Source organism: Serinicoccus profundi (genome assembly GCF_008001015.1).
In the GTDB taxonomy this organism is placed as follows: domain Bacteria; phylum Actinomycetota; class Actinomycetes; order Actinomycetales; family Dermatophilaceae; genus Ornithinicoccus; species Ornithinicoccus profundi.
In genome coordinates this window covers 937,970-957,716 of the sequence record NZ_CP042862.1, presented here as the reverse complement: position 1 = coordinate 957,716, position 19,747 = coordinate 937,970, and the positions used below count along the sequence as shown (strand labels likewise).

Sequence of the window (19,747 nt, the reverse complement as noted above, 5' to 3'; positions counted from 1 at the left end):
GGGGGGTGACCATGCAGAGCCGCACCTTCACCGACATCGACCGCATCGCCGAGGAGCACCTGGACGCCATGGTGGCGCTCAGCCCCCTGGAGGCGACCTACCTGGGGGTCCCCGGGCGGGACGCCGAGATCGACGACCTGTCCGTCGAGGGGCTGCGGGCGCACCGCGAGCAGTCCGCCGCGACGCTGGCCGCGCTCGAGGGGGTGGCACCGGTCGACGACACCGACCGCGTCACCGCCGCCGCCCTGCGCGAGCGGCTGGGCCTGGAGGTCGAGCAGCTCGACCTCGTGCTCGGTGGCCAGGCACCGGTCGACCTCAACGTCATCGCCTCGGCGCCGCAGGCCGTGCGCGACATCTTCGACCTCATGGCCAAGGACACCGAGGCTCACTGGGAGCTGGTCGTCGCCCGCCTGCGGGCCGTCCCGCAGGCGCTGGAGGAGTATGCCTCCGCGCTGCGGTGGTCGGCCGAGCAGGGCCAGGTGGCCCCGCTGCGCCAGGTCCGGGCGGTCGCGGGGCAGTGCCGCGACCAGGCCGGCGAGGAGGCCAGCAGCTTCGATGCCCTCACGGCCGAGGCCGCGGGCCAGCCCGAGGCGATCCGCACCGACCTCGCCGCAGCGGTCGCCGAGGCGAAGGGCGCCTTCGGCGCGCTCGCGGCATACCTCGAGGAGGAGCTGGCGCCGCAGGCCCCGGAGTCCGACGCGTGCGGTCCGGAGCGCTACCGCCTGCACTCGCGCAGCTTCCTCGGTGCCGACATCGACCTGGAGGAGACCTACCGCTGGGGTCAGGAGGAGCTGGCCCGGATCACCGCGATGATGCAGGAGACCGCCGAGCAGATCCGGCCCGGCGCGAGCATCGAGGAGGCCGTGGCGATCCTCGACGAGGACCCGGAGTATGCCCTGGAGGGCACCGAGGCCCTGCGCGAGTGGATGCAGGTCAAGGCCGACGACGCGGTCTCCCAGCTCACCGACACGCAGTTCGACGTGCCCGAGCCGGTGCGGCGCATCGAGTGCATGATCGCGCCCAGCCAGACCGGCGGCATCTACTACACCGGGCCGAGCGAGGACTTCTCCCGTCCGGGCCGCATGTGGTGGTCGGTGCCCAAGGGCGTCACCCGCTTCTCCACGTGGCGCGAGCTGACCACGGTCTACCACGAGGGCGTGCCGGGCCACCACCTGCAGATCGGTCAGACGGTCTACCGCTCCGAGCTGCTCAACCGCTGGCGGCGGCTGGCGTCGTGGACCTCCGGCCACGGCGAGGGCTGGGCCCTCTACTCCGAGTGGCTCATGGCCGATCTCGGCCTCATGGACGACCCGGGCAACCGGATGGGACTGCTCGGGGGGCAGTCGCTGCGCGCGGCCCGGGTGGTCATCGACATCGGGGTGCACTGCGGCTTCGAGGCTCCCGACGAGGTCGGTGGCGGGGCGTGGACCTACGACAAGGCCTGGCAGTTCCTCACCACCTACGCCCACGAGAACGAGGAGTCGCTGCGCTTCGAGCTGGACCGCTACCTGGGCTGGCCCGGGCAGGCGCCGTCCTACAAGATCGGCGAGCGCCTCTGGCTGGAGCTGCGGGAGGAGTGCCGCCGCCGGGAGGGCGCGGACTTCGACCTCAAGGCCTTCCACCGCCGGGCGCTGGACATCGGCGGGGTCGGCCTGGACACGCTGCGCGCGGCGGTCCTCGACGAGCTGTCAGCCGCACCGGTGGGGCTCCCGTGCGGCTCACCGAGCGGCTGGTGCTCCGCGGGTTCGAGGACGCCGACCGGGAGCCGTTCGCCGCGCTCAACGCCGACCCCGAGGTGGTGCGCCACCTGCAGGGGCCGCTGAGCCGGCAGCGCTCGGACGCCTTCGTCGACCGCATCACCTCCTGCTGGTCCGAGCGCGGCTGGGGGCTCTGGGCGCTCGAGCGCCGCGACACCGGCGAGTTCGTCGGCTACACCGGACTGTGGCCGGCCGACTTCCTGCCCTCGGGACCAGGCGTCGAGGTGGGGTGGCGCCTGGCGCGCCCCGCGTGGGGCCACGGCTTCGCGACCGAGGCGGCGACGCAGGCACTGGAGCTCGGCTTCACCGAGGTCGGGCTGGAGGAGATCGTCTCCTTCACCCCGGCCGTCAACACCGCCTCGCTGCGGGTCATGGCCAGGATCGGGCTCGAGCGAGACCCCACCCGCGACTTCGACCACCCCAGGGTGGACGCGACGGCATACCCCTGGCTGGTCCGGCACCTCTTCCACGCCCGGACCGCGTCGTCGTGGCGGGCGGCCGGAGCCGCGAGGGTACGCTCTGACCCGTGATCCCCCTCGTCCTCGCCTCCGCCTCCCCGGCCCGCCTGACGACCCTGACCCGCGCCGGCGTCAGCCCGGAGGTCATCGTCTCCGGGGTCGACGAGGACGCCGCGATCGCCGCCGCCCGCGAGCGCCACGGGGAGCTCGACCCGGCCGACGTCGCCCTCACCCTGGCCCGGGCCAAGGCGGAGGAGGTCAGCCGGGAGCACGGCGTCGACGCCCTCGTCCTCGGCTGCGACTCGGTCCTGGAGCTCGACGGCGAGGTCTTCGGCAAGCCGCACTCCTCCCAGGTGGCGATCGAGCGCTGGCAGACCATGCGCGGCCGCTCGGGCACGCTGCACACGGGTCACTGGCTCATCGACGACCGCGACACCGACGGCTCCGAGGGCACGGGCGCGACCCTGGGAGCCACCGCCTCGACGGTCGTCCACTTCGCCGAGCTCAGCGACGCCGAGATCGTCCACTACGTCGCCACCGGGGAGCCGCTGCACGTCGCCGGGGGCTTCACCGTCGACGGCCTCGGCGGGCCCTACGTCACTGGGATCGAGGGCGACTACCACGCCGTCGTCGGCGTGAGCCTCCCGCTGCTGCGCGACCTGCTCGACCAGCTGGGCCTCGCCTGGCACGACCTGCTCGACCACTGAGCAGCCCGTGCCCACGTCGCCGACCGCACTGATCCTCGGCGGCACGGGCAGCCTGTGGGTGAGCGCCCTGCACCTGGCCCGCGCCGGGTGGTCGGTCATCGTCACCGGCCGCGAGCCGTCGCGCATGCCGGGCGCAGCCGCGGAGTTCGGCATCCGCTTCGTCGCCGCCGAGCGTGACGAGGAGCAGGCCACCGAGGCGCTCGTCGGCGACGGTGTGGACCTCCTCGTCGACGGCCAGGGGTATGCCCCGGGCCAGGCGCGCGCGCTCGCCGCGCTCTCCCGGCGGTGCGGTGGCACGGCATACCTCTCGGCGAAGGCGGTGTATGTCGACGCGTGCGGCCGCCACCTCAACTCCCCCGGCGGCGCCCACTTCGACGCACCCGTCACCGAGGCGGGCCCGACCATGGCGTGGCAGGCCCAGGAGGTGCGCAGCGCCGAGGGGTATGGCGCGGGCAAGGCGGAGTCGGAGCGCCTCCTCGCCGAGCACGGCGAACGGGTCAGCGTCCTGCGCCCGAGCAAGATCCACGGCCCGTGGGTGCGTCAGGTGCGCAGCGCGCCGGTGCTGGACCTCGTGGCACCGAGGGGCGGCGCCACGGGCGGGTCGCGCGGGCGTGACCCGGTGAGCGTGGCGGGCCCCGACGTCGTCGAGTCGACGACGTCCGCCGAGGTGCTCGCGCGCGCGGTGCTGGCGTGTGCCCGCGCACCACGGGCCCGCGTGCTCAACGTCGCCGACGCCGACCCGCGCCCGGCCGGCGAGCTCGCCCGCGAGGTCTGGCGGGCAGCCGGCTGCTCCCCGGTGCCCGAGGTCGTCCCCGCCGACCCGCGCGAGGCCCCGGACGCCGCCCGCCTCCCCTGGCGGGTGGCGATGGTGCTCGACACCTCCGCGCTGTCCGCGCTGGGGGTGAGCCTGCCGACCTTCGCCGAGACCGCCTGGATGGAGGTCGAGTGGGTCCTGCGGCAGCGGCGCTCTCAGGCGTCGTAGTCGATGGTGACCTGGTCGGTCACCGGGTGCGACTGGCACATGAGGCGGTAGCCGCGCTCGACCTCGTCGGGCTCCAGTGCGTAGTTGCGCTCCATCCGGACCTCGCCGTCCACGACCTTGGCCCGGCAGGTGCCGCAGACGCCACCGGTGCAGGAGAAGGGCGCGTCCGGGCGCTCGCGCAGCGTGGCCGCGAGGATGGTCTCGGCCGCGCTCGGCATGGGCACGGTCGTCGTCCGGCCGTCGAGGGTCACGGTGGCCACGGCCTCCGGGGGCGCACCCGGGTCGCGGGGCGCCGCCGCCTCGTCGGGGTCGGTGACGGGAGCCCCGTCGCCGTCGACGTGGAAGATCTCGTGGTGCACGTGCTCGGCGTCCGCCCCGCGCTCGGCGAGCACCTGCTGCACGGTCTCAACCATGCCGAAGGGCCCGCAGAGGTACCACTCGTCGACGTCGTCGACGGGGATGAAGGAGGCCATGAGCGCCTCGACCTTGGCGCGGTCGAGGCGCCCGGTGAGCAGCTCGGCCTCCTGCGGCTCGCGGGAGAGGACGTTGAGCAGGGTGAACCGGTGGGGGAAACGGTTCTTGAGGTCCATGAGCTCCTCGAGGAACATCACCGTGTCGGTCCGGCGGTTGCCGAAGACGAGGGTCACCCGCGACTGCGGCTCCTCCTCCAGCACGGTGGTGAGCAGCGAGAGCACCGGGGTGATCCCGGAGCCGGCCGCGATGCCGACGTGGTGCTTGGCGGCGGTGGGCTCGGTCGGGCAGGTGAAGGACCCCATCGGCGTCATCACCTGCAGGGTGTCGCCGGGCTGCACGTGCTCGCCCAGCCAGGTCGACATGAGGCCGCCGGGCACGGTCGCCGAGGCGACCCGCACCTCGCCGGTCTTCCGCGCACGTCCCCGGGAGATGCAGCAGGAGTAGGAGCGACGGGCGTCCTCACCCCCGATCGTGGCGCGCACGGTGAGGTGCTGGCCGGGCTCGAAGGCGAACTCCTCGCGCAGCTCCTCCGGCACGGCGAAGCTGATGGCCACCGCCTGGTCGGTGAGCCGGTCCACCCGGCTCACGGTGAGGTCGTGGAAGGTCGCGCGGCGGCGCGTCGGCTGCTGGATGAGGGTCATCGCTCTCTCCTACAAGGTCTTGAACTCATCGAAGGGCTCCCGGCAGGAGAGGCACCGGCGCAGGGCCTTGCACGCGGTGGACCCGAAGCGGGCCACCTCCTCGGTGTCGTTCGAGCCGCACTGCGGGCAGGTCACGACCCGCAGCTGCAACCCGACCGGCACCGGCCCGGGGCGGGCGGCGTGGGCCCGCTCCCCCGTCGGCGGCGCGATCCCGAAGCGGCGCAGCTTGGTGCGCCCCTCCTCGCTCATCCAGTCGGTCGTCCACGCGGGGGACAGCTGGGTGACGACCTCGACCGGTATGCCGTGCGCCCGGCCGGTGGCGGCGACCGCGTCGGCCATCGCGTGCATCGCCGGGCAACCGGAGTAGGTCGGCGTGATGGTGACCCGCAGGCCGGGCTGTCCGCCGACCTCGGTCGCCTCGACCTGCCGGAGGACCCCGAGGTCGTCGATGGTGATGACCGGGATCTCCGGGTCGGGCACGGAGCGCATCTCACGCTCCACCTGCGCGACGAGGTCGGCGTCGAGCACGGCGGCCCTCACCAGGTGGCGCCGGGGTGGCTGCGGTGGAGGTGCTGCATCTCGGCCAGGAGGAAGCCCATGACCTCGGAGTGCACGCCCTCGCGTCCCCCGCGCGCGTGCCAGCGCGGCGGGTCGGGCATGGTCAGGGTGGCCCGCTCGAGCACCTCGCCGACGTAGCCGTTGACGGCCTCGGTGAGGCTCGAGGGCAGCACCCCGATCCCCTGCTCGGCGGCCCACCGCGCGGCGTCGTGGTCCTCCCCCAGCTCAGCGACGAAGGGGTGCACCGCCGCGAGCGCGGCCTGCATCCGCTCATGGCTCTCCGGGGTCCCGTCGCCGAGGCGCACCACCCACTGGGTCGCGTGGTCGCGGTGGTAGTCGACCTCCTTGACCGCCTTGGCGGCGATCGCGGCCAGGGTCCCGTCGGCGGAGGTGAGCAGTGCGGCATACAGCTCGCACTGGTAGGCCGAGAACCACAGCATCCGCGCCATCTCGTGCGCGAAGTCGCCGCGCGGCTGCTCGACCAGCTGGACGTTGCGGAACTCCCGCTCGTCGCGCAGCATCGCGAGGTCGTCCTCGTCGCGGACGGGGTCGGCCCCCTCGACCTCCCCGGCCCGGGTCAGGAGCGACCGCGCCTGTCCGATGAGGTCCAGGCCGACATTGCCGAGGGCCATGTCCTCCTCGATCTGCGGGGCGTGGGTCAGCCACTCGCCGAGGCGCTGGGCGTAGACGAGGGCGTCGTCACCGAGCCCGAGCAGGTAATGGACGTGATGCTCGCTCACAGGTACTCCACGTCCTCCGGCACGTCGTAGAACGTCGGGTGCCGGTAGACCTTGTCGGCGGCCGGGTCGAAGAAGCTGTCGCGCTCGTCCGGGCTGGAGGCGGTGATGTCCTCGGAGGCGACGACCCAGATCGAGACGCCCTCCTGCCGACGGGTGTAGAGGTCGCGCGCGTTGCGCAGCGCCATCTCCCGGTCCGGCGCATGCAGCGATCCGGCGTGCACGTGCGACAGCCCGCGCCTGGCGCGGACGAAGACCTCCCAGAGGGGCCAGGTGGGCGAGGTCATGCGACCTCCACCTGACGCGCGGCCTGCTTGTCGGCATACGCCGCCGCGGCCTCGCGCACCCAGGCGCCGTCCTCGTGGGCGGCGACGCGGGTGCGGATCCGCTGCTCGTTGCACGGCCCGTCGCCCTTGAGCACCCGCCAGAACTCCTCCCAGTCGATCTCGCCGAAGTCCCAGTGGCCGCGCTCGGGGTTCCAGCGCAGGTCCGGGTCGGGCAGGGTGATCCCCAGCTTCTGGGCCTGCGGGACGGTCATGTCGATGAACTTCTGCCGCAGGTCGTCGTTGGAGAACCGCTTGATCCCCCACGCCATGCTCTGCGCGGTATGCCCCTGGCTGGCGTTCTCGCCGGAGTCCGGCGGGCCGAACATCTGCAGGGCGGGCCACCACCAGCGGTTGGCGGCGTCCTGGGCCATTGCCTTCTGCTCCTCGGTGCCGCGGGCGAGGACCCACAGGATCTCGAAGCCCTGCCGCTGGTGGAAGGACTCCTCCTTGCAGACCCGGATCATCGCCCGGGCGTAGGGGCCGTAGGAGCAGCGGCACAGGGGCACCTGGTTCATGATCGCGGCACCGTCGACCAGCCAGCCGATCGCGCCCACGTCGGCCCAGGTGAGCGTGGGGTAGTTGAAGATCGAGGAGTACTTCTGCCGGCCCGAGTGCAGCTTGTCCAGCAGCTCGGAGCGATCGACGCCGAGGGTCTCGGCCGCGCAGTACAGGTAGAGGCCGTGCCCCGCCTCGTCCTGGACCTTGGCCATGAGGATGGCCTTGCGGCGCAGCGAGGGCGCGCGGGAGATCCAGTTGCCCTCCGGCTGCATACCGATGATCTCCGAGTGCGCGTGCTGCGCCATCTGCCGGATGAGGGTCGTGCGGTAGGCCTCGGGCATGGCGTCGCGCGGCTCGACCCGCTGGTCGTCCTCGATCAGCCCCTCGAAGTAAACCTCGAGCGCGTCGGTGTAGTCCTGGGTCTCGGCGGCGTTGAGCGGTGACGGCGGTGCCGAGGCGTCATCGCTCGTGGGCTGGCCGAAGTCGTTGCCGTACATGCCCCCAGTGTGCCAGAGATCCACCCCCTTGTATAACGCGACGCACGTCAGATGACGGTGATGCTGTAACAACCGGCGATGGGAGACTGGGAGCGTGAGCCACCAGCACCAGCAGCCCCCTGCCGCCGAGGCCAGCGTGCGCACCGCACGCCCCAACGACGCGCCGGCCGTGGGCCTGGTGCAGGCCTTCGTCTGGCAGGAGGAGCTCGCCGACATCGTCGACCCGGAGGTCCTCGACGCCCTGACCGGCCCACGCTTCGCCTCCGCCTGGCGGGACTCGCTGGAGCACCCGCCCTCCCCGCGCCACCGGCTGCTCGTCGCATGCGCAGGCCCACAGGTCACCGGCTACGTCGCGGTCGGCCCGGCGCAGGACGAGCCGGGACTACCGGAGGGGACCTCCGCCCTGCTCCTCGACGGGGGCGTGCACCCGCAGGCGCGGGCGGCCGGGCACGGCTCGCGCCTGCTGAACGCCGCGATCGACACGTTGCGCGCGGCCCACGACGGGCTCGAGGCCGTGGCCACCTGGGTGCTCGCCGACGCCGAGCACACCCGCTCCTTCCTGCAGGACGCCGGCTTCGAACCGGACGGCGCCTGGCGGGACCGCGTCGTCGGCGACGACGGGCGGACCGTCCGCGAGGTGCGCCTCGTCGCCTGGACCTGAGGCGGCCATGACCGGACGCCTGGTGGGGGTCGACCTCGCGCGCACCCTGGCCCTGCTGGGGATGTTCGCCGCCCACCTGGTGACGCAGGAGGGAGACGGTCCCGGCGGGGTGAGCTCGCTCTTCCAGCTCGTCGCGGGGCGCTCCTCGGCCCTCTTCGCCGTCCTGGCGGGCGTGAGCATCGCGCTCGTCGCTCCGCTGCCCGCGGTCCGGGCGGATCCCGGCGGGCACCGTCGGCGACTCCTCCTGCGCGCGACCCTCATCGCCGGGCTCGGGCTGGTCCTCGGGCTGCTGGATTCGGGGCTGGCCGTCATCCTCACCCACTACGGCGTCCTCTTCTGCTGCGCCCTGCCGGTGCTGGCCTGGCGGGCACGGTCGCTGGCGTGGCTGGCCCTCGCCTGGGGTCTGCTCAGCCCGCTCGCCAGCCTGGCGCTGCGGACGGTCCTCCCGGAGCCCACGCTGGCCGTCCCGTCGGTGGCGGGACTCCTGCTCGCTCCGGTCGACCTCGTGACCGAGCTGCTCGTGACCGGCTACTACCCGGTGCTCACCTGGGCGACCTACCTCTTCACCGGACTCGCCATCGGCCGCCTCCTGCAGCGCACGGGGCCCCGCCCCCGGGTCACCCGCGCCCTCGTCCTGGGTGGTGGGTGGCTGGCCATCCTGGCCCTGGCGATCTCCAGGCTCATCACCCGCTCAGAGCAGCGGCGCGCGACCCTGCTCGAGAGCGCGGGCCTCGGCGGCACCGAGTGGTCGGCCCTGGACCAGGAGCTGCGGGGCGGCTTCTACGGCACCCACCCCGAGGGCAGCGCCTGGTGGCTGGGCGTCTGGGCACCCCACAGCGGCAGCATCGTGGACCTGGCGCACACGACCGGCAGCGCGCTGCTCATCCTGGGAGCCTGCCTCGTGCTCACCCGCTCGACCTCCTCTCTCCCCTGGGCGATCATGTCCGGCGCGGGGCGGGCGACCCTGACGCTGTATACCGCGCACGTCGTCCTGCTGGCCACCCCGCTGGGCGACGTCGGCCCCTGGGCGAGGGACACCCGGAGCGGCCTGCTCCTGCACGGCGCGGTGGCGCTGCTCGCCGGCGCCGCGCTCGTGGCCCTGCACCGCCGCGGACCACTCGAGGCCGCGGTGCGTGCCGCGGTGACCACGATCCCGGTCACGCCGCCCCCCGGCCGCGCCCCCGCCCCCTGAGAGGCGACACTCGCGTTCACCTTGTGTTCACTTTGGCGTCATCGTGCTGTACGCTAGGTGAACAGAAGATGAACGACGACCTCGGAGGAGGTGGACCCCATGGCGACAGTTCGCCCGCTGCGGACCACGCGGCCGACCAGGGCCCTCACGTGGGTCCCGGTGACCGATGTGACCGGCCGCACCCACATGGAGATGCGCTGGCACGTCGGTGCCCCGGCGCCGCAGATCCGGCGTCGCACGCCGGCTGCCTGAGTCGCAGCACCCACGACGCCGAAAGGGCGGGCCCATCAGGGCCCGCCCTTTCGTCATGTGACGTGCATCGTCACCACGGCATCAGTCCTCCGCGGACTCGCCGCCGTCACCGTTGTCGCCGTTGTCGGACCCGCCGTTGCCACCACGGCCGCGGCCACCCCGGCGACGCCGCTGGCGTCGGGGACGGTCACCCTCGGCAGAGTCACCCTCGGCGTCGGACTCGTCCTGCTGCCCCGAGACCTCGGGGGCCTCGGCGTCGTCGGCCCGGCTCGGCTGGCCGGCATCGCCCGCCGGAGCCTCGTCGGTTGGCTCGGACTGCGCGGCGGGCTGCGCCTGCTGCGACTCCGGCGCCGCCTCCGGGGCAGCGTCGCCACCAGCCACCACGGCGGCCAGCGAGAGCTTGCCGCGCGGGTCGATCTCCTTGAGCTCGACCTGGACCTTCTGGCCCACGCCGAGGACGTCCTCGACGGCGTCGATGCGCTTGCCGCCGACGAGCTTGCGGATCTCGGAGATGTGCAGCAGGCCGTCCTTGCCCGGGAGCAGGGAGATGAACGCGCCGAAGGTCGTGGTCTTCACCACCGTGCCCAGGAAGCGCTCACCGATCTCCGGCATCTGCGGGTTGGCGATGGCGTTGACCGCCGCGCGGGCGGCCTCGGCCGAGGGGCCGTCGGTCGCGCCGATGTAGACGGTCCCGTCGTCCTCGATCGAGATGTCGGCGCCGGTGTCCTCCTGGATCTGGTTGATCATCTTGCCCTTCGGGCCGATGACCTCACCGATCTTGTCCACGGGCACGCGCACCGAGATGACGCGCGGCGCGTAGGGGCTCATCTCGTCCGGGGCGTCGATCGCCTCGTTCATGACGTCCAGGATGTGCATCCGGGCGTCACGGGCCTGGGTGAGCGCCCCGCCCAGCACGTCGGCGGGGATGCCGTCCAGCTTGGTGTCGAGCTGGATCGCGGTGACGAACTCCCGGGTGCCGGCGACCTTGAAGTCCATGTCGCCGAAGGCGTCCTCCGCGCCGAGGATGTCGGTCAGCGCGGCATACCGCATCTGACCGTCGACCTCTGCGGAGACCAGGCCCATCGCGATGCCCGCGACCGGCGCGCGTAGCGGCACACCGGCGTTGAGCAGCGACATGGTGGACGCGCAGACCGAGCCCATCGAGGTCGAGCCGTTGGAGCTCAGCGCCTCGGAGACCTGGCGGATGGCGTAGGGGAACTCCTCGCGGGTCGGCAGCACGGGCATGAGCGCCCGCTCGGCGAGCGCGCCGTGCCCGATCTCGCGACGCTTCGGCGAGCCGACGCGGCCGGTCTCACCGGTGGAGTACGGCGGGAAGTTGTAGTTGTGCATGTAGCGCTTGCGGGAGACCGGCGAGAGGGTGTCCAGCTGCTGCTCCATCCGGAGCATGTTGAGCGTGGTGACACCCATGATCTGGGTCTCGCCGCGCTCGAAGATCGCCGAGCCGTGGGCGCGCGGGATGACCTCGACCTCGGCCGACAGGGCCCGGATGTCCTTGAGGCCACGGCCGTCGATGCGCACCTCGTCGCGCAGGATGCGCTCGCGGATGAGCTTCTTCTGGACCGCACGGTAGGCCGCGTCCAGCTCCTTGTCGCGGCCGTGGAACGGCGCGTCCTCGCGGTCGTCGGAGTCCCCGGCAGCGTCCCAGTGGAGGCCGAGGAGCTTCTCCTTCATCGCGATCTTGATCTCGTCGATGCGGCTCTCACGCTCGGCCTTGCCGGCGATCTGCAGCGCCTGGGCCAGGTCGGCGGAGGTGGCCTCCTCGACGGCGGTGTAGGCGTCGTCCTCGTGGTCGAGGAAGCGCGGGAACTCCTGCACGTCCTTGGCGGAGTTGGCGGCGAGCTCGGCCTGGGCCTCGCACAGCGCCTTGATGAACTTCTTGGACTCCTCCAGACCCTGGGCGACGATCTCCTCGGTCGGAGCCTGCTTGCCCTCGTTCTTCACGAGCTCCCAGGTCGCCTCGGTGGACTCGGCCTCGACCATCATGATCGCGACATCACCACCGTCCACGACCCGGCCGGCGACGACCATGTCGAAGGTCGAGCGCTCGGCGTCGGAGAAGTTGGGGAAGGCGACCCACTGGCCGTCGATGAGGGAGACGCGGACGCCACCGATCGGGCCGCTGAAGGGCAGGCCGGAGATTTGGGTGGACGCGGAGGCCGCGTTGATCGCGAGCACGTCGTACTGGTGCTCGGGGTTGAGGGACAGCACGCTGATGACGACCTGCACCTCGTTACGCAGCCCCTTGGCGAAGGTCGGGCGCAGCGGGCGGTCGATCAGCCGGCAGGTGAGGATGGCGTCCGTGGACGGGCGACCCTCACGGCGGAAGAAGCTGCCCGGGATCTTGCCCAGGGCATACATCCGCTCCTCGACATCCACCGTCAGCGGGAAGAAGTCGAAGTGGTCCTTGGGGTGCTTGCTGGCCGTCGTGGTCGACAGCAGCATCGTCTCGTCGTCGAGGTAGGCGGTGACGGAGCCGCCGGCCTGCTTGGCCAGGCGCCCGGTCTCGAACCGGACGGTGCGGGTGCCGAAGCTGCCGTTGTCGATCGTGGCTTCGGCGAAGGTGATCTCTGGACCCTCCATGGGTCCTCCTTTTCTCTTCTGCTCATCGCCCGGGGCATCGTCGTTGTGCCCGGCCGGTCCTGCACGCGCACCCGGGAAGGGCGCACGTCATACGCAGAAGAAGCGGCCCCCGAGGTCGGGAGCCGCTCCCCTGCGAAGTATCAGCGGCGCAGGCCGAGGCGCTTGATCAGCGAACGGTAGCGCTCGATGTCGATGTCCTCGAGGTAGCGCAGCAGCCGCTTGCGCTTGCCGACCAGCAGCAGCAGGCCGCGGCGGCTGTGGTGGTCGTGCTTGTGCTCACGGGCGTGCTCGGTGAGCTCGCGGATGCGGGCGGTCAGCAGCGCGACCTGCACCTCGGGCGAACCGGTGTCGCCCTCGGTCGTGGCGTATTCCTTGATGATGTCCTGCTTGGCGGCAGTGTCGATCGCCATCGGCGACTCCTTCGGTTGTTGCGCGGCGCCTCCCGGGCCTGTTCACCGGGGCACTCTCGATCCGCGGCCGTCATGACGGCACCATTCAGACTATCAGCGAGCGCGGGAGCGCCCTAATCTGTGCCCATGGCCCGACTGCGCACCGTGTCCACCTCGAGCCCCGGGTGGACGCGGCGGCGCTCCGGCCGTGGCTTCACCTATCTCGACGCCTCCGGAGCCCGGCTCGGGGAGCATGACGTCGACCGGGTCAAGGGCCTCGCGATCCCGCCGGCTTGGCGGGATGTCTGGATCTGCCCGCACCCCCGCGGCCACCTCCAGGCCGTCGGCACCGACGACGCCGGTCGTCGGCAGTACCTCTACCACCCCGACTGGCGGGTGCAGCGGGACAAGCAGAAGTTCGACCGCGTCCTCGCGGCCGCCGCGCAGCTGCCCACGGCGCGGCGGCGGATCACCCGGGACCTCGCGCTGGAGGGTATGCCGGTCGAGCGCGCCAAGGCGGTCGCGGTCCGGCTGCTCGACCTCGGCTACTTCCGGATCGGCAGCGACGTCTACACCGACGCCCACGGCAGCTTCGGGCTCACCACCCTGCAGCGGCGGCACGTGCGCTCGCGGGGCGAGGTCCTGGTCTTCTCCTTCGTCGGGAAGTCCGGCATCGAGCACACGATCGAGATCGACGACGCCGACGTCGTCGCCGCGCTGGACCGGATGCGGCGACGGCGGTCCGGCGAGCGGCTGCTGGCCTACCAGGACGGGCGACGCTGGATCGACCTCGACGCCGCGGCGGTCAACCTCTACCTCGACGAGCTGCTCGGCGGTGAGCTCACCGCCAAGGACTTCCGCACCTGGCACGCCACCGTCCTCGCGGCGACCTCCCTGGCGCTGACCGAGGAGGAGGGAGACACCAAGACCTCCCGGAAGCGAGCGGTGAGGGCCGCCGTCGAGGAGGTGTCGGCATACCTCGGCAACACCCCGACGATCGCCCGCAACTCCTACATCGACCCCCGGGTCATCGACCTCTACGAGTCGGGGACGACGATCGGGGAGGTGGCGAGGAAGCGGCACCGCTCCCCCGCGGCGAGGACGCGCGACCTGGAGCGTGCCGTGCTAGAGATGCTGTCATGAGCCTGCAGACCTTCCCGACCGACTGGCAGCGTGCCCTGTGCATCGTCGCCCACCCCGACGACCTCGAGTACGGCACGGCCGCGGCGGTCGCCCGCTGGACCGACGAGGGCAAGGACGTGACCTACCTCCTCGTGACCCGCGGCGAGGCCGGCATCGCGACGATGCCGCCGCAGGAGGCGGGGCCGGTGCGTGAGCGGGAGGAGCGGGACGGCGCCCGCGCGGTGGGCGTGGAGACCGTCCTCTTCCTCGACGGCTTCTCCGACGGCGTCGTCGAGGCCGACCTGCGGCTGCGGCGCGAGCTGGCCCGGGTCATCCGCGAGGTCCGGCCCGAGGTCGTCACGACCATCTCGCACGCCGAGACCTTCCCGAACGGCGGTCTCAACCAGGCCGACCACCGCGCCGTCGGGCTGAGCGTCATCGACGCCGTCGCGGCCGCGGGCAACCGGTGGATCTTCCCCGAGCTCATCAGCGAGGGGGCCGAGCCGTGGGACGGCGTGCGCTGGATCGCCTCGTCCTCCGGGCACTCGCCGACGCACGAGGTCGATGTGACGGACTCCTTCGAGCGGGGCGTCGCCTCACTGGAGGCCCACCGCGAGTACCTCGCCGCCCTCGACGACGACTACCCCTCCCCGCGTGACCTGCTCGGCATGATCCTCGGCGACCCCGAGGGCGCCGACGGCGACGGCGCCCCGAGGCGCTACCGGTGGGCAGCCCAGGTCTGGGAGCGCTGAGGCCCGCCCACGCCCGCCCCACCTGAGCAAGCGGGCGTTGCGGTTTTTCTACCTGGGCAAGCTGAGTCCGCACGCTGCACCATGGCACTGGTGCATCATGCGGACTCGGCTTGCTCATGTGGCCAGCGAGCCCAGATCGGCATCCCCCAGCGCGCTTCAGGTGGCCAGCGGGCCCGGATCGGGCCTCAGCTCGCCCGGCGTCGCAGGTCGCGGGCCAACGCCGCGCGGATCTTGGCCAGCACCCGCTGCGGGTGTGCCAGGTCCTCCCAGGTGAGCCGGACGACCTCGTAGCCGAGTTCGCGCAGCCGGTCCTCGCGTCGCTTCTCGGCGATGAGGTCGGCGCGATCCTCATACTTCAACCGGCCATCGAACTCCACGAGGACTCTCGTCCCCTCCAGGCCGAAGTCGGCGCGGGCCACGAACACGCCCGCGCGGTCCCGGATCACGACCTGGGGGATGGCGCGCGGCACGTCGAGGGTATGCAGCACCCACCCGGTGCGTGACTCCCCCGCGCTCTCCCGGCGCCCGTCGGCGAGCTCGGTGACCACGCGGGCTGCGGGCCGGCCGTTCTTGAGACAGGTCAGATCGATGCACGCCGACAGCTCCTCGCGCGTGCAGTGGCCGTCGCGCAGGGCCGAGTCGGCCGCCACGAGCCCTGGCTCCACGCCATACAGGGCCGCGACCTGCAGGGACGCGAGCGCCGGCGACGCGACGGGCACCCCGTCGACCCGCGAGACCTGGGCCCTCGGGACGGGCGCGTGCACCCACACGCCCTCGCTGCGACGGCCCCGTCCGTGCTCGACCCTCGACGCATGCACCAGGTCATCGGTGCCGTAGATGTCGATGCGGTAGAGCGCCAGGGCGCTGTGACAGCTCAGCACGATGTCACCCGGGTGCCAGCCCAGGTCCGGCAGGGCGATGGCGAAGGCCCGGGCCCGCAGGTCGTGCCGCGCCCAGGTCGGGGCCGCCTCCCACCGCCTGCGGTCGACCAGGACGTGGCGCCGCAACCGCAGCACGATCTCGGCCTTGCCCAGGGCGTGGATGTCGTTGTAGGTCAACCCCGCGCCCAGCAGCGCCTCCGAGGAGACCACCCCGCCGTGGGCATCGAGGAGCTGGGTGGCGATGAGGAGACGAGCAGGCGAGTCCATGCCGTCAGTGTGGGCCGATCGGCGACGCCGCCGACGACGTTATCCACAGGTCGCCCGATCCGAGGTATCAGCGATGGCACGCCCGGCCCTCGCCGCACCGGCTCGATCCCGGGCGGCCGCGCCCTCCCGTCGGCAACATGAGCAAGCTGAGTCCGCACGCTGCACCATGCCCATGGTGCATCGTGCGAACTCAGCTTGCTCAGGTCCGGAACGGGCAACGCAGGCTTGCTCAGGCGGGGCGGGCGGTCAGTCGGGGGCGGAGGCGGGGCGGTCAGGGCGCTCAGGTGCGGCGCTGGCAGCCGCCGCACCAGAAGAGGTTGCGGCCGGCGACGACCTTGTGCCGGATCGCCGCGCCGCAGCGCAGGCACGGCTGGCCGGTGCGCTTGTAGACGGCGAACTCGCGCGGCACGTCCGGGGTCTCCCCACGCTCCAGGCTGGCCCGGGTGTCCTCGGCCACGTCGTCGAGGGTGATGATCGTCCCGGTGCGGACCCCCAGCGGCATGAGGCTCACGAGGTCGTCCCAGATGAGCTGCCAGGAGGCCCGCTTGAGCGAGCGGCCCGGCTTGAGCGGGTGCAGCCGGTGGCGCCACAGCACCTCGCAGCGGTAGATGTTGCCGACGCCGGCCAGCACGGTCTGGTCCATGAGCAGCTCGGCGACGCTCTTGCCCGAGCGAGAGATCATCCGGTATGCCGCGTCCGGGTCGTTGAGCTCGCTCACCGGCTGCAGGGGGTCGGGGCCCTGCCGCGCGACGAGGCGGTCGACCTCGGCCTCGTCGACGAGGCGGCAGGCCATCGGCCCGCGCAGGTCCGCGACCCGGGTGTCGGAGAGCAGCCGCAGCCGCACCTGGCCGGTGGCTGGCGGCTCACCACCGGGGGGATCCACCGGCAGGACGAACCACTTGCCGATGAGGCCGAGGTGCACGTAGAGCGACTGGTCGCCGGCGAAGTCCACGAAGAGCAGCTTGCCGTGCGCCCACGCCCGCTCCACCTGCTGCCCGTCCAGCCGGGCCGCCTCGGACGCGAACCGCCCCTGCGGGCTGCTCACCTGCGGGACCGTCCCGGCGAAGGCGGCGTCCAAGGACCGGGCGAGGCGGTGCAGCGTGTGTCCCTCGGGCATGCAGAGATGCTCTCACCCCGGGGCGCGGCTCACCGCCCGGACCACCCTCCCGCGCCCCGACGGCGCACCTGGCCCCGGCAGCAGCCCGGTCAGCCGGTGTTGCGCAGACCGGCCGCCACCCCGTTGACCGTCACGAGCAGGGCGCGCTGCAGCTCGTCCACCTCGTCATCGGCGACGGCGTCGGCGCCGTCGTTCGCCCCTCGCTCCCTGAGCCGACGCAGCAGCTCGACCTGGAGGTAGGAGATCGGGTCGAGGTAGTTGTCGCGCACGGCCAGGGTGCGCTTGAGCACCGGCTGGTCGTCGAGGAGGTGCTCCTCCCCGGTGAGCGCCTTGAGCTCGGTCACGGTCAGCTCGAACTCGGCCCTGATGGTCTCGAAGATGTGCCGCAGCTCGGCGGGGACGAGCGTGTCGACGTAGTGCGCGGCGATCGACAGGTCGGTCTTGGCGACCGTCATCTCGACGTTGGAGATCACCGAGCGGAAGAAGTGCCAGTGGTCGAGCATCTCGGCGAGCTCCGCCTCGTGCCCCGCCTCCCGCGCCGCGCGCAACCCCGAGCCCACGCCGAACCAGCCGGGGATGATCTGTCGGGTCTGGGTCCAGCCGAAGACCCATGGGATCGCCCGCAGCCCGTCGAGCCCCTTGCCGGTGTCCGGGCGCTTGCTCGGCCGGGACCCGATGTTGAGCGCCCCCAGCTGGTCGACGGGGGTCGCCGCGACGAAGTAGGCCGGCAGGTCCTCGTCGTCGATGAGGGCACGGTATGCCGTGAACGCGGCGTCGCTGGCGAGGTCCATCACCGCGCCGTAACGGGTCCGCTCCTCGGCCGTCGTGCGCGGGTCGCGGTGCAGGGCGGAGGCCCGCAGCACGGCCGCCAGCGACAGCTCGAGGTTCTCCTGCGCCAGGGCGGGCAGCGAGTACTTGTCGGAGATGACCTCACCCTGCTCGGTGAACTTGATCTCCCCCTCGAGCACCCCGTTGGGCTGCGCCAGGATGGCGTCGTAGGTCGGACCGCCACCGCGCCCCACCGAGCCGCCCCGGCCGTGGAAGAGCCGCAGCCGCACCCCGTGCCGCGCCGCGACGTCGCGCAGCGCGCGCTGGGCCTGGTGGATGCCCCACTGGCTGGTGAGCACGCCGGCCTGCTTGTTGGAGTCGGAGTAGCCGAGCATGACCTCCTGCACGTCACCGCGCAGGCGCACCAGGTCGCGGTAGGCAGGGGTGGACAGCATCGCGTCCACGAGCTCGGCGGCGCCCCGCAGCTCGTCGATGGTCTCCAGCAGGGGGGCGAAGCCGATGCGCGCGAAGGCTCCCTCGCCACCGGGGTCGCCGTGCAGGTCGACCAAGCCCGCCTCGCGCGCCAGCACGGCCGCGGCGAGCACGTCGTCGGGGCCCTGAGTCATCGAGATGATGTAGGTCTCGACGACCTCCTCGCCGTAGGTCGCGACGGCCTCCCGGATCTCGTCGAAGACGGCCAGCGTCTGCTCCCGCGGCGCGGCCCGGGTGAGCAGTGGCCGCCGCGACGCCAGCTCCTCGCCGAGCAGGCGCAGGCGCGCGGGCCGGTCGAGCGAGGCATACCCCTGCTCACCCGCGACGCCGGCCGCGTCGAGCATCGGCGCCAGTGCCTCGTGGTGCTTCTCGGAGTGCTCGCGCACGTCCAGGGTCGCCAGGTGCAGCCCGGTGGAGGCGATCGTCTGGGTCGCGTGGGCCAGCCGGCCGTCGGCGACGAGGCCGCCGCCGTTGCGGCGCAGCGAGTCACCCACGACCTGCAGGTCGGCGAGGATCTCCCCCACCGAGGCGTAGTCGCGGCCCGGCTCGTGCGCCGTTCCGGCGTCGAAGCGCCGGCGGGTGTTGAGCAGCTTGGCCCGCACGCAGGTGAGCTTGAGCCGGTAGGGCTCCTGCGCGTTGAGCTCCAGCACCCGCTTGTCGAGGCCGGGCAGGTGCGCGAGGTCCTCGCGCAGCGACTCCATGAGCTCCTCCTCCACGTCGACGACGACGGTCGAGGAGGAGAGCTGGGAGATGAGGACGTCGACGAGGGTCAGCGCGACGCCGATGGCGTGGGTGCCCTGCAGCCGCAGCACCTCCCGCGTCACGGCGGGGGTGACGTAGGGGTTGCCGTCGCGGTCGCCGCCGATCCAGCTGCCGAAACGCACCGGGGTCCGCGTGGCGTCCACGCTCACCTCGTGCTCGGCCAGCAGGTCGGCCAGGTGCCCGAGCAGGGCGGGCATCGTCGTGGTGAGCACCTCGTCGAGGTAGTACATCGCGTTGCGCGCCTCGTCCAGCGGCGTCGGACGGTTCTGCCGCAGCTCATCGGTCTGCCAGATGAGGTCCACCAGCTCGCCGAGGTCGCGGTCCTGGCGCCGACGGGCGAGCGTGTCCGGCTCGGTCGGCCTAGCCAGCAGGTCCGACAGGTGACGGATCTTGGTGAGGACGCTGCGCCGGGACGCCTCGGTGGGGTGCGCGGTGAAGACCGGGCGCACGTCGAGCTCGGCGACGCTCCCGGCCAGCAGCTCGACCCCGCCGGCCTCGACGATGTCGCGCACGGCCGAGGTGAGCCAGCCCTCCTGCTCCGGGCGCGCCGCGTGGGTGCGCACCCGGTGGACCTGCTCGGCGGCATTGGCCAGGTGGAAGTATGCCGAGAAGGCACGCACGAGGTCCGTCGCCTGGTCCAGCGGTAGCTCGGCGAGGACCTGGCGCACCTGCGCGGCCCCGTCCTCGTCGCCCTCCTTGCTCGCCTTCGTGGCCAGCCGCACCTGCTCGACGGCCTCGAGCAGACCCGGCCCGTGGTGGCGGACGAGGGACTGCCCGAGAAGGGTGGAGACGCGGCGCACGTCGGCGCGCAGCTCGGGGCTGATCGGGTCGGTGGAGATCGGCTCGCTCACGTGCT

Annotated in this window: 19 protein-coding genes; 9 read left to right on the top strand and 10 right to left on the bottom strand. The window is 72.5% G+C overall.

The annotated features are described in order from the left end of the window. Positions 1-11 precede the first annotated feature (11 nt). Genes FA582_RS04480 through FA582_RS04465 form a run of 4 tightly spaced genes read left to right on the top strand, consistent with a single transcriptional unit; the run spans position 12 to position 3,904 of the window. Positions 12-1,823: a DUF885 domain-containing protein gene (locus FA582_RS04480; RefSeq protein WP_033229316.1), complete on the top strand. Its 1,812-nt coding sequence runs from the start codon at positions 12-14 to the stop codon at positions 1,821-1,823. Beyond that, entirely contained in the window at positions 1,733-2,287 is a 555-nt protein-coding gene (locus FA582_RS04475) for a GNAT family N-acetyltransferase (RefSeq protein ID WP_202798109.1), read from the top strand. Before FA582_RS04480 ends, FA582_RS04475 begins: the two co-directional genes overlap by 91 nt. Then, positions 2,284-2,922: a Maf family protein gene (locus FA582_RS04470; RefSeq protein ID WP_010148820.1), complete on the top strand. Its 639-nt coding sequence runs from the start codon at positions 2,284-2,286 to the stop codon at positions 2,920-2,922. Before FA582_RS04475 ends, FA582_RS04470 begins: the two co-directional genes overlap by 4 nt. Positions 2,923-2,929: 7 nt before the next feature. Beyond that, the gene (locus FA582_RS04465) at positions 2,930-3,904 is read left to right on the top strand and encodes an NAD-dependent epimerase/dehydratase family protein (RefSeq protein WP_010148821.1); all 975 of its coding nucleotides are present in this window, start codon (positions 2,930-2,932) and stop codon (positions 3,902-3,904) included. On the opposite strand, the gene paaE is transcribed toward FA582_RS04465, so the two are convergent. From paaE to paaA, 5 genes are read right to left on the bottom strand one after another with little or no spacing between them, the layout of a single operon-like run. Beyond that, positions 3,892-5,019 carry a 1,2-phenylacetyl-CoA epoxidase subunit PaaE gene (gene paaE / locus FA582_RS04460; RefSeq protein ID WP_010148822.1) on the bottom strand — a complete coding sequence of 376 codons (1,128 nt, stop codon included), beginning with the start codon at positions 5,017-5,019 and terminating at the stop codon, positions 3,892-3,894. The two genes, FA582_RS04465 and paaE, sit on opposite strands and share 13 nt — an antisense overlap. 9 nt (positions 5,020-5,028) lie before the next feature. Next, positions 5,029-5,547, bottom strand: coding sequence for a 1,2-phenylacetyl-CoA epoxidase subunit PaaD (gene paaD, locus FA582_RS04455; RefSeq protein WP_010148824.1), 519 nt, complete (start codon positions 5,545-5,547; stop codon positions 5,029-5,031). Between the two features lie 8 nt (positions 5,548-5,555). Beyond that, positions 5,556-6,317 (bottom strand): 1,2-phenylacetyl-CoA epoxidase subunit PaaC, encoded by a 762-nt coding sequence (gene paaC, locus FA582_RS04450; protein WP_010148825.1) that lies wholly within the window; start codon positions 6,315-6,317, stop codon positions 5,556-5,558. Continuing rightward, a complete protein-coding gene (paaB, locus tag FA582_RS04445; RefSeq protein WP_010148826.1) occupies positions 6,314-6,601 on the bottom strand; it encodes a 1,2-phenylacetyl-CoA epoxidase subunit PaaB in 288 nt (95 codons plus the stop codon). The genes paaC and paaB overlap by 4 nt, the downstream gene beginning before the upstream one ends. Continuing rightward, positions 6,598-7,635 carry a 1,2-phenylacetyl-CoA epoxidase subunit PaaA gene (gene paaA, locus FA582_RS04440; protein WP_010148827.1) on the bottom strand — a complete coding sequence of 346 codons (1,038 nt, stop codon included), beginning with the start codon at positions 7,633-7,635 and terminating at the stop codon, positions 6,598-6,600. Before paaA ends, paaB begins: the two co-directional genes overlap by 4 nt. A 94-nt stretch (positions 7,636-7,729) precedes the next feature. On the opposite strand from paaA, the gene FA582_RS04435 reads away from it, so the two are divergent. The 3 genes from FA582_RS04435 (at position 7,730) to FA582_RS16320 (ending at position 9,740) form a co-directional block, all read left to right on the top strand. Beyond that, positions 7,730-8,296: a GNAT family N-acetyltransferase gene (locus FA582_RS04435; protein WP_010148828.1), complete on the top strand. Its 567-nt coding sequence runs from the start codon at positions 7,730-7,732 to the stop codon at positions 8,294-8,296. 7 nt (positions 8,297-8,303) lie between these two features. Continuing rightward, positions 8,304-9,488: a heparan-alpha-glucosaminide N-acetyltransferase domain-containing protein gene (locus FA582_RS04430; RefSeq protein WP_010148829.1), complete on the top strand. Its 1,185-nt coding sequence runs from the start codon at positions 8,304-8,306 to the stop codon at positions 9,486-9,488. 99 nt (positions 9,489-9,587) lie between these two features. Further along, entirely contained in the window at positions 9,588-9,740 is a 153-nt protein-coding gene (locus FA582_RS16320; RefSeq protein ID WP_158640855.1) for a hypothetical protein, read from the top strand. Between the two features lie 81 nt (positions 9,741-9,821). Here the strand turns inward: FA582_RS16320 and FA582_RS04425 are convergent, their stop codons facing one another. Beyond that, a complete protein-coding gene (locus FA582_RS04425) occupies positions 9,822-12,341 on the bottom strand; it encodes a polyribonucleotide nucleotidyltransferase (protein ID WP_010148831.1) in 2,520 nt (839 codons plus the stop codon). A gap of 140 nt (positions 12,342-12,481) precedes the next feature. Then, complete coding sequence (rpsO, locus tag FA582_RS04420; RefSeq protein ID WP_010148832.1) at positions 12,482-12,751, bottom strand: 30S ribosomal protein S15; 270 nt, start codon at positions 12,749-12,751, stop codon at positions 12,482-12,484. A 126-nt stretch (positions 12,752-12,877) separates the two neighbouring features. On the opposite strand from rpsO, the gene FA582_RS04415 reads away from it, so the two are divergent. Together FA582_RS04415 and FA582_RS04410 are read left to right on the top strand one after the other, a co-directional pair. After that, complete coding sequence (locus FA582_RS04415; protein ID WP_010148833.1) at positions 12,878-13,873, top strand: DNA topoisomerase IB; 996 nt, start codon at positions 12,878-12,880, stop codon at positions 13,871-13,873. Further along, the gene (locus tag FA582_RS04410; protein ID WP_010148834.1) at positions 13,870-14,604 is read left to right on the top strand and encodes a PIG-L deacetylase family protein; all 735 of its coding nucleotides are present in this window, start codon (positions 13,870-13,872) and stop codon (positions 14,602-14,604) included. The genes FA582_RS04415 and FA582_RS04410 overlap by 4 nt, the downstream gene beginning before the upstream one ends. A 185-nt stretch (positions 14,605-14,789) precedes the next feature. On the opposite strand, the gene FA582_RS04405 is transcribed toward FA582_RS04410, so the two are convergent. From FA582_RS04405 to ppc, 3 genes are all read right to left on the bottom strand, one after another. Further along, positions 14,790-15,752 (bottom strand): DUF559 domain-containing protein, encoded by a 963-nt coding sequence (locus FA582_RS04405; protein WP_010148835.1) that lies wholly within the window; start codon positions 15,750-15,752, stop codon positions 14,790-14,792. A 280-nt stretch (positions 15,753-16,032) separates the two neighbouring features. After that, positions 16,033-16,869 (bottom strand): Fpg/Nei family DNA glycosylase, encoded by an 837-nt coding sequence (locus FA582_RS04400; protein WP_147899746.1) that lies wholly within the window; start codon positions 16,867-16,869, stop codon positions 16,033-16,035. 89 nt (positions 16,870-16,958) lie between these two features. Further along, complete coding sequence (gene ppc, locus FA582_RS04395; protein WP_010148837.1) at positions 16,959-19,742, bottom strand: phosphoenolpyruvate carboxylase; 2,784 nt, start codon at positions 19,740-19,742, stop codon at positions 16,959-16,961. Between the last annotated feature and the right edge of the window lie 5 nt (positions 19,743-19,747).

Excerpts from the sequence above, each read along its gene's own strand:
- FA582_RS04480 (WP_033229316.1), top strand. The coding sequence starts at position 12 with ATGCAGAGCCGCACCTTCACCGACATCGACCGCATCGCCGAGGAGCAC.
- paaE (WP_010148822.1), bottom strand. The coding sequence starts at position 5,019 with ATGACCCTCATCCAGCAGCCGACGCGCCGCCGCGCGACCTTCCACGAC.
- paaB (WP_010148826.1), bottom strand. The coding sequence starts at position 6,601 with ATGACCTCGCCCACCTGGCCCCTCTGGGAGGTCTTCGTCCGCGCCAGG.
- paaA (WP_010148827.1), bottom strand. The coding sequence starts at position 7,635 with ATGTACGGCAACGACTTCGGCCAGCCCACGAGCGATGACGCCTCGGCA.
- FA582_RS04430 (WP_010148829.1), top strand. The coding sequence starts at position 8,304 with ATGACCGGACGCCTGGTGGGGGTCGACCTCGCGCGCACCCTGGCCCTG.
- FA582_RS16320 (WP_158640855.1), top strand. The coding sequence starts at position 9,588 with ATGGCGACAGTTCGCCCGCTGCGGACCACGCGGCCGACCAGGGCCCTC.
- FA582_RS04425 (WP_010148831.1), bottom strand. The coding sequence starts at position 12,341 with ATGGAGGGTCCAGAGATCACCTTCGCCGAAGCCACGATCGACAACGGC.
- rpsO (WP_010148832.1), bottom strand. The coding sequence starts at position 12,751 with ATGGCGATCGACACTGCCGCCAAGCAGGACATCATCAAGGAATACGCC.
- FA582_RS04415 (WP_010148833.1), top strand. The coding sequence starts at position 12,878 with ATGGCCCGACTGCGCACCGTGTCCACCTCGAGCCCCGGGTGGACGCGG.
- FA582_RS04410 (WP_010148834.1), top strand. The coding sequence starts at position 13,870 with ATGAGCCTGCAGACCTTCCCGACCGACTGGCAGCGTGCCCTGTGCATC.
- FA582_RS04405 (WP_010148835.1), bottom strand. The coding sequence starts at position 15,752 with ATGGACTCGCCTGCTCGTCTCCTCATCGCCACCCAGCTCCTCGATGCC.
- FA582_RS04400 (WP_147899746.1), bottom strand. The coding sequence starts at position 16,869 with ATGCCCGAGGGACACACGCTGCACCGCCTCGCCCGGTCCTTGGACGCC.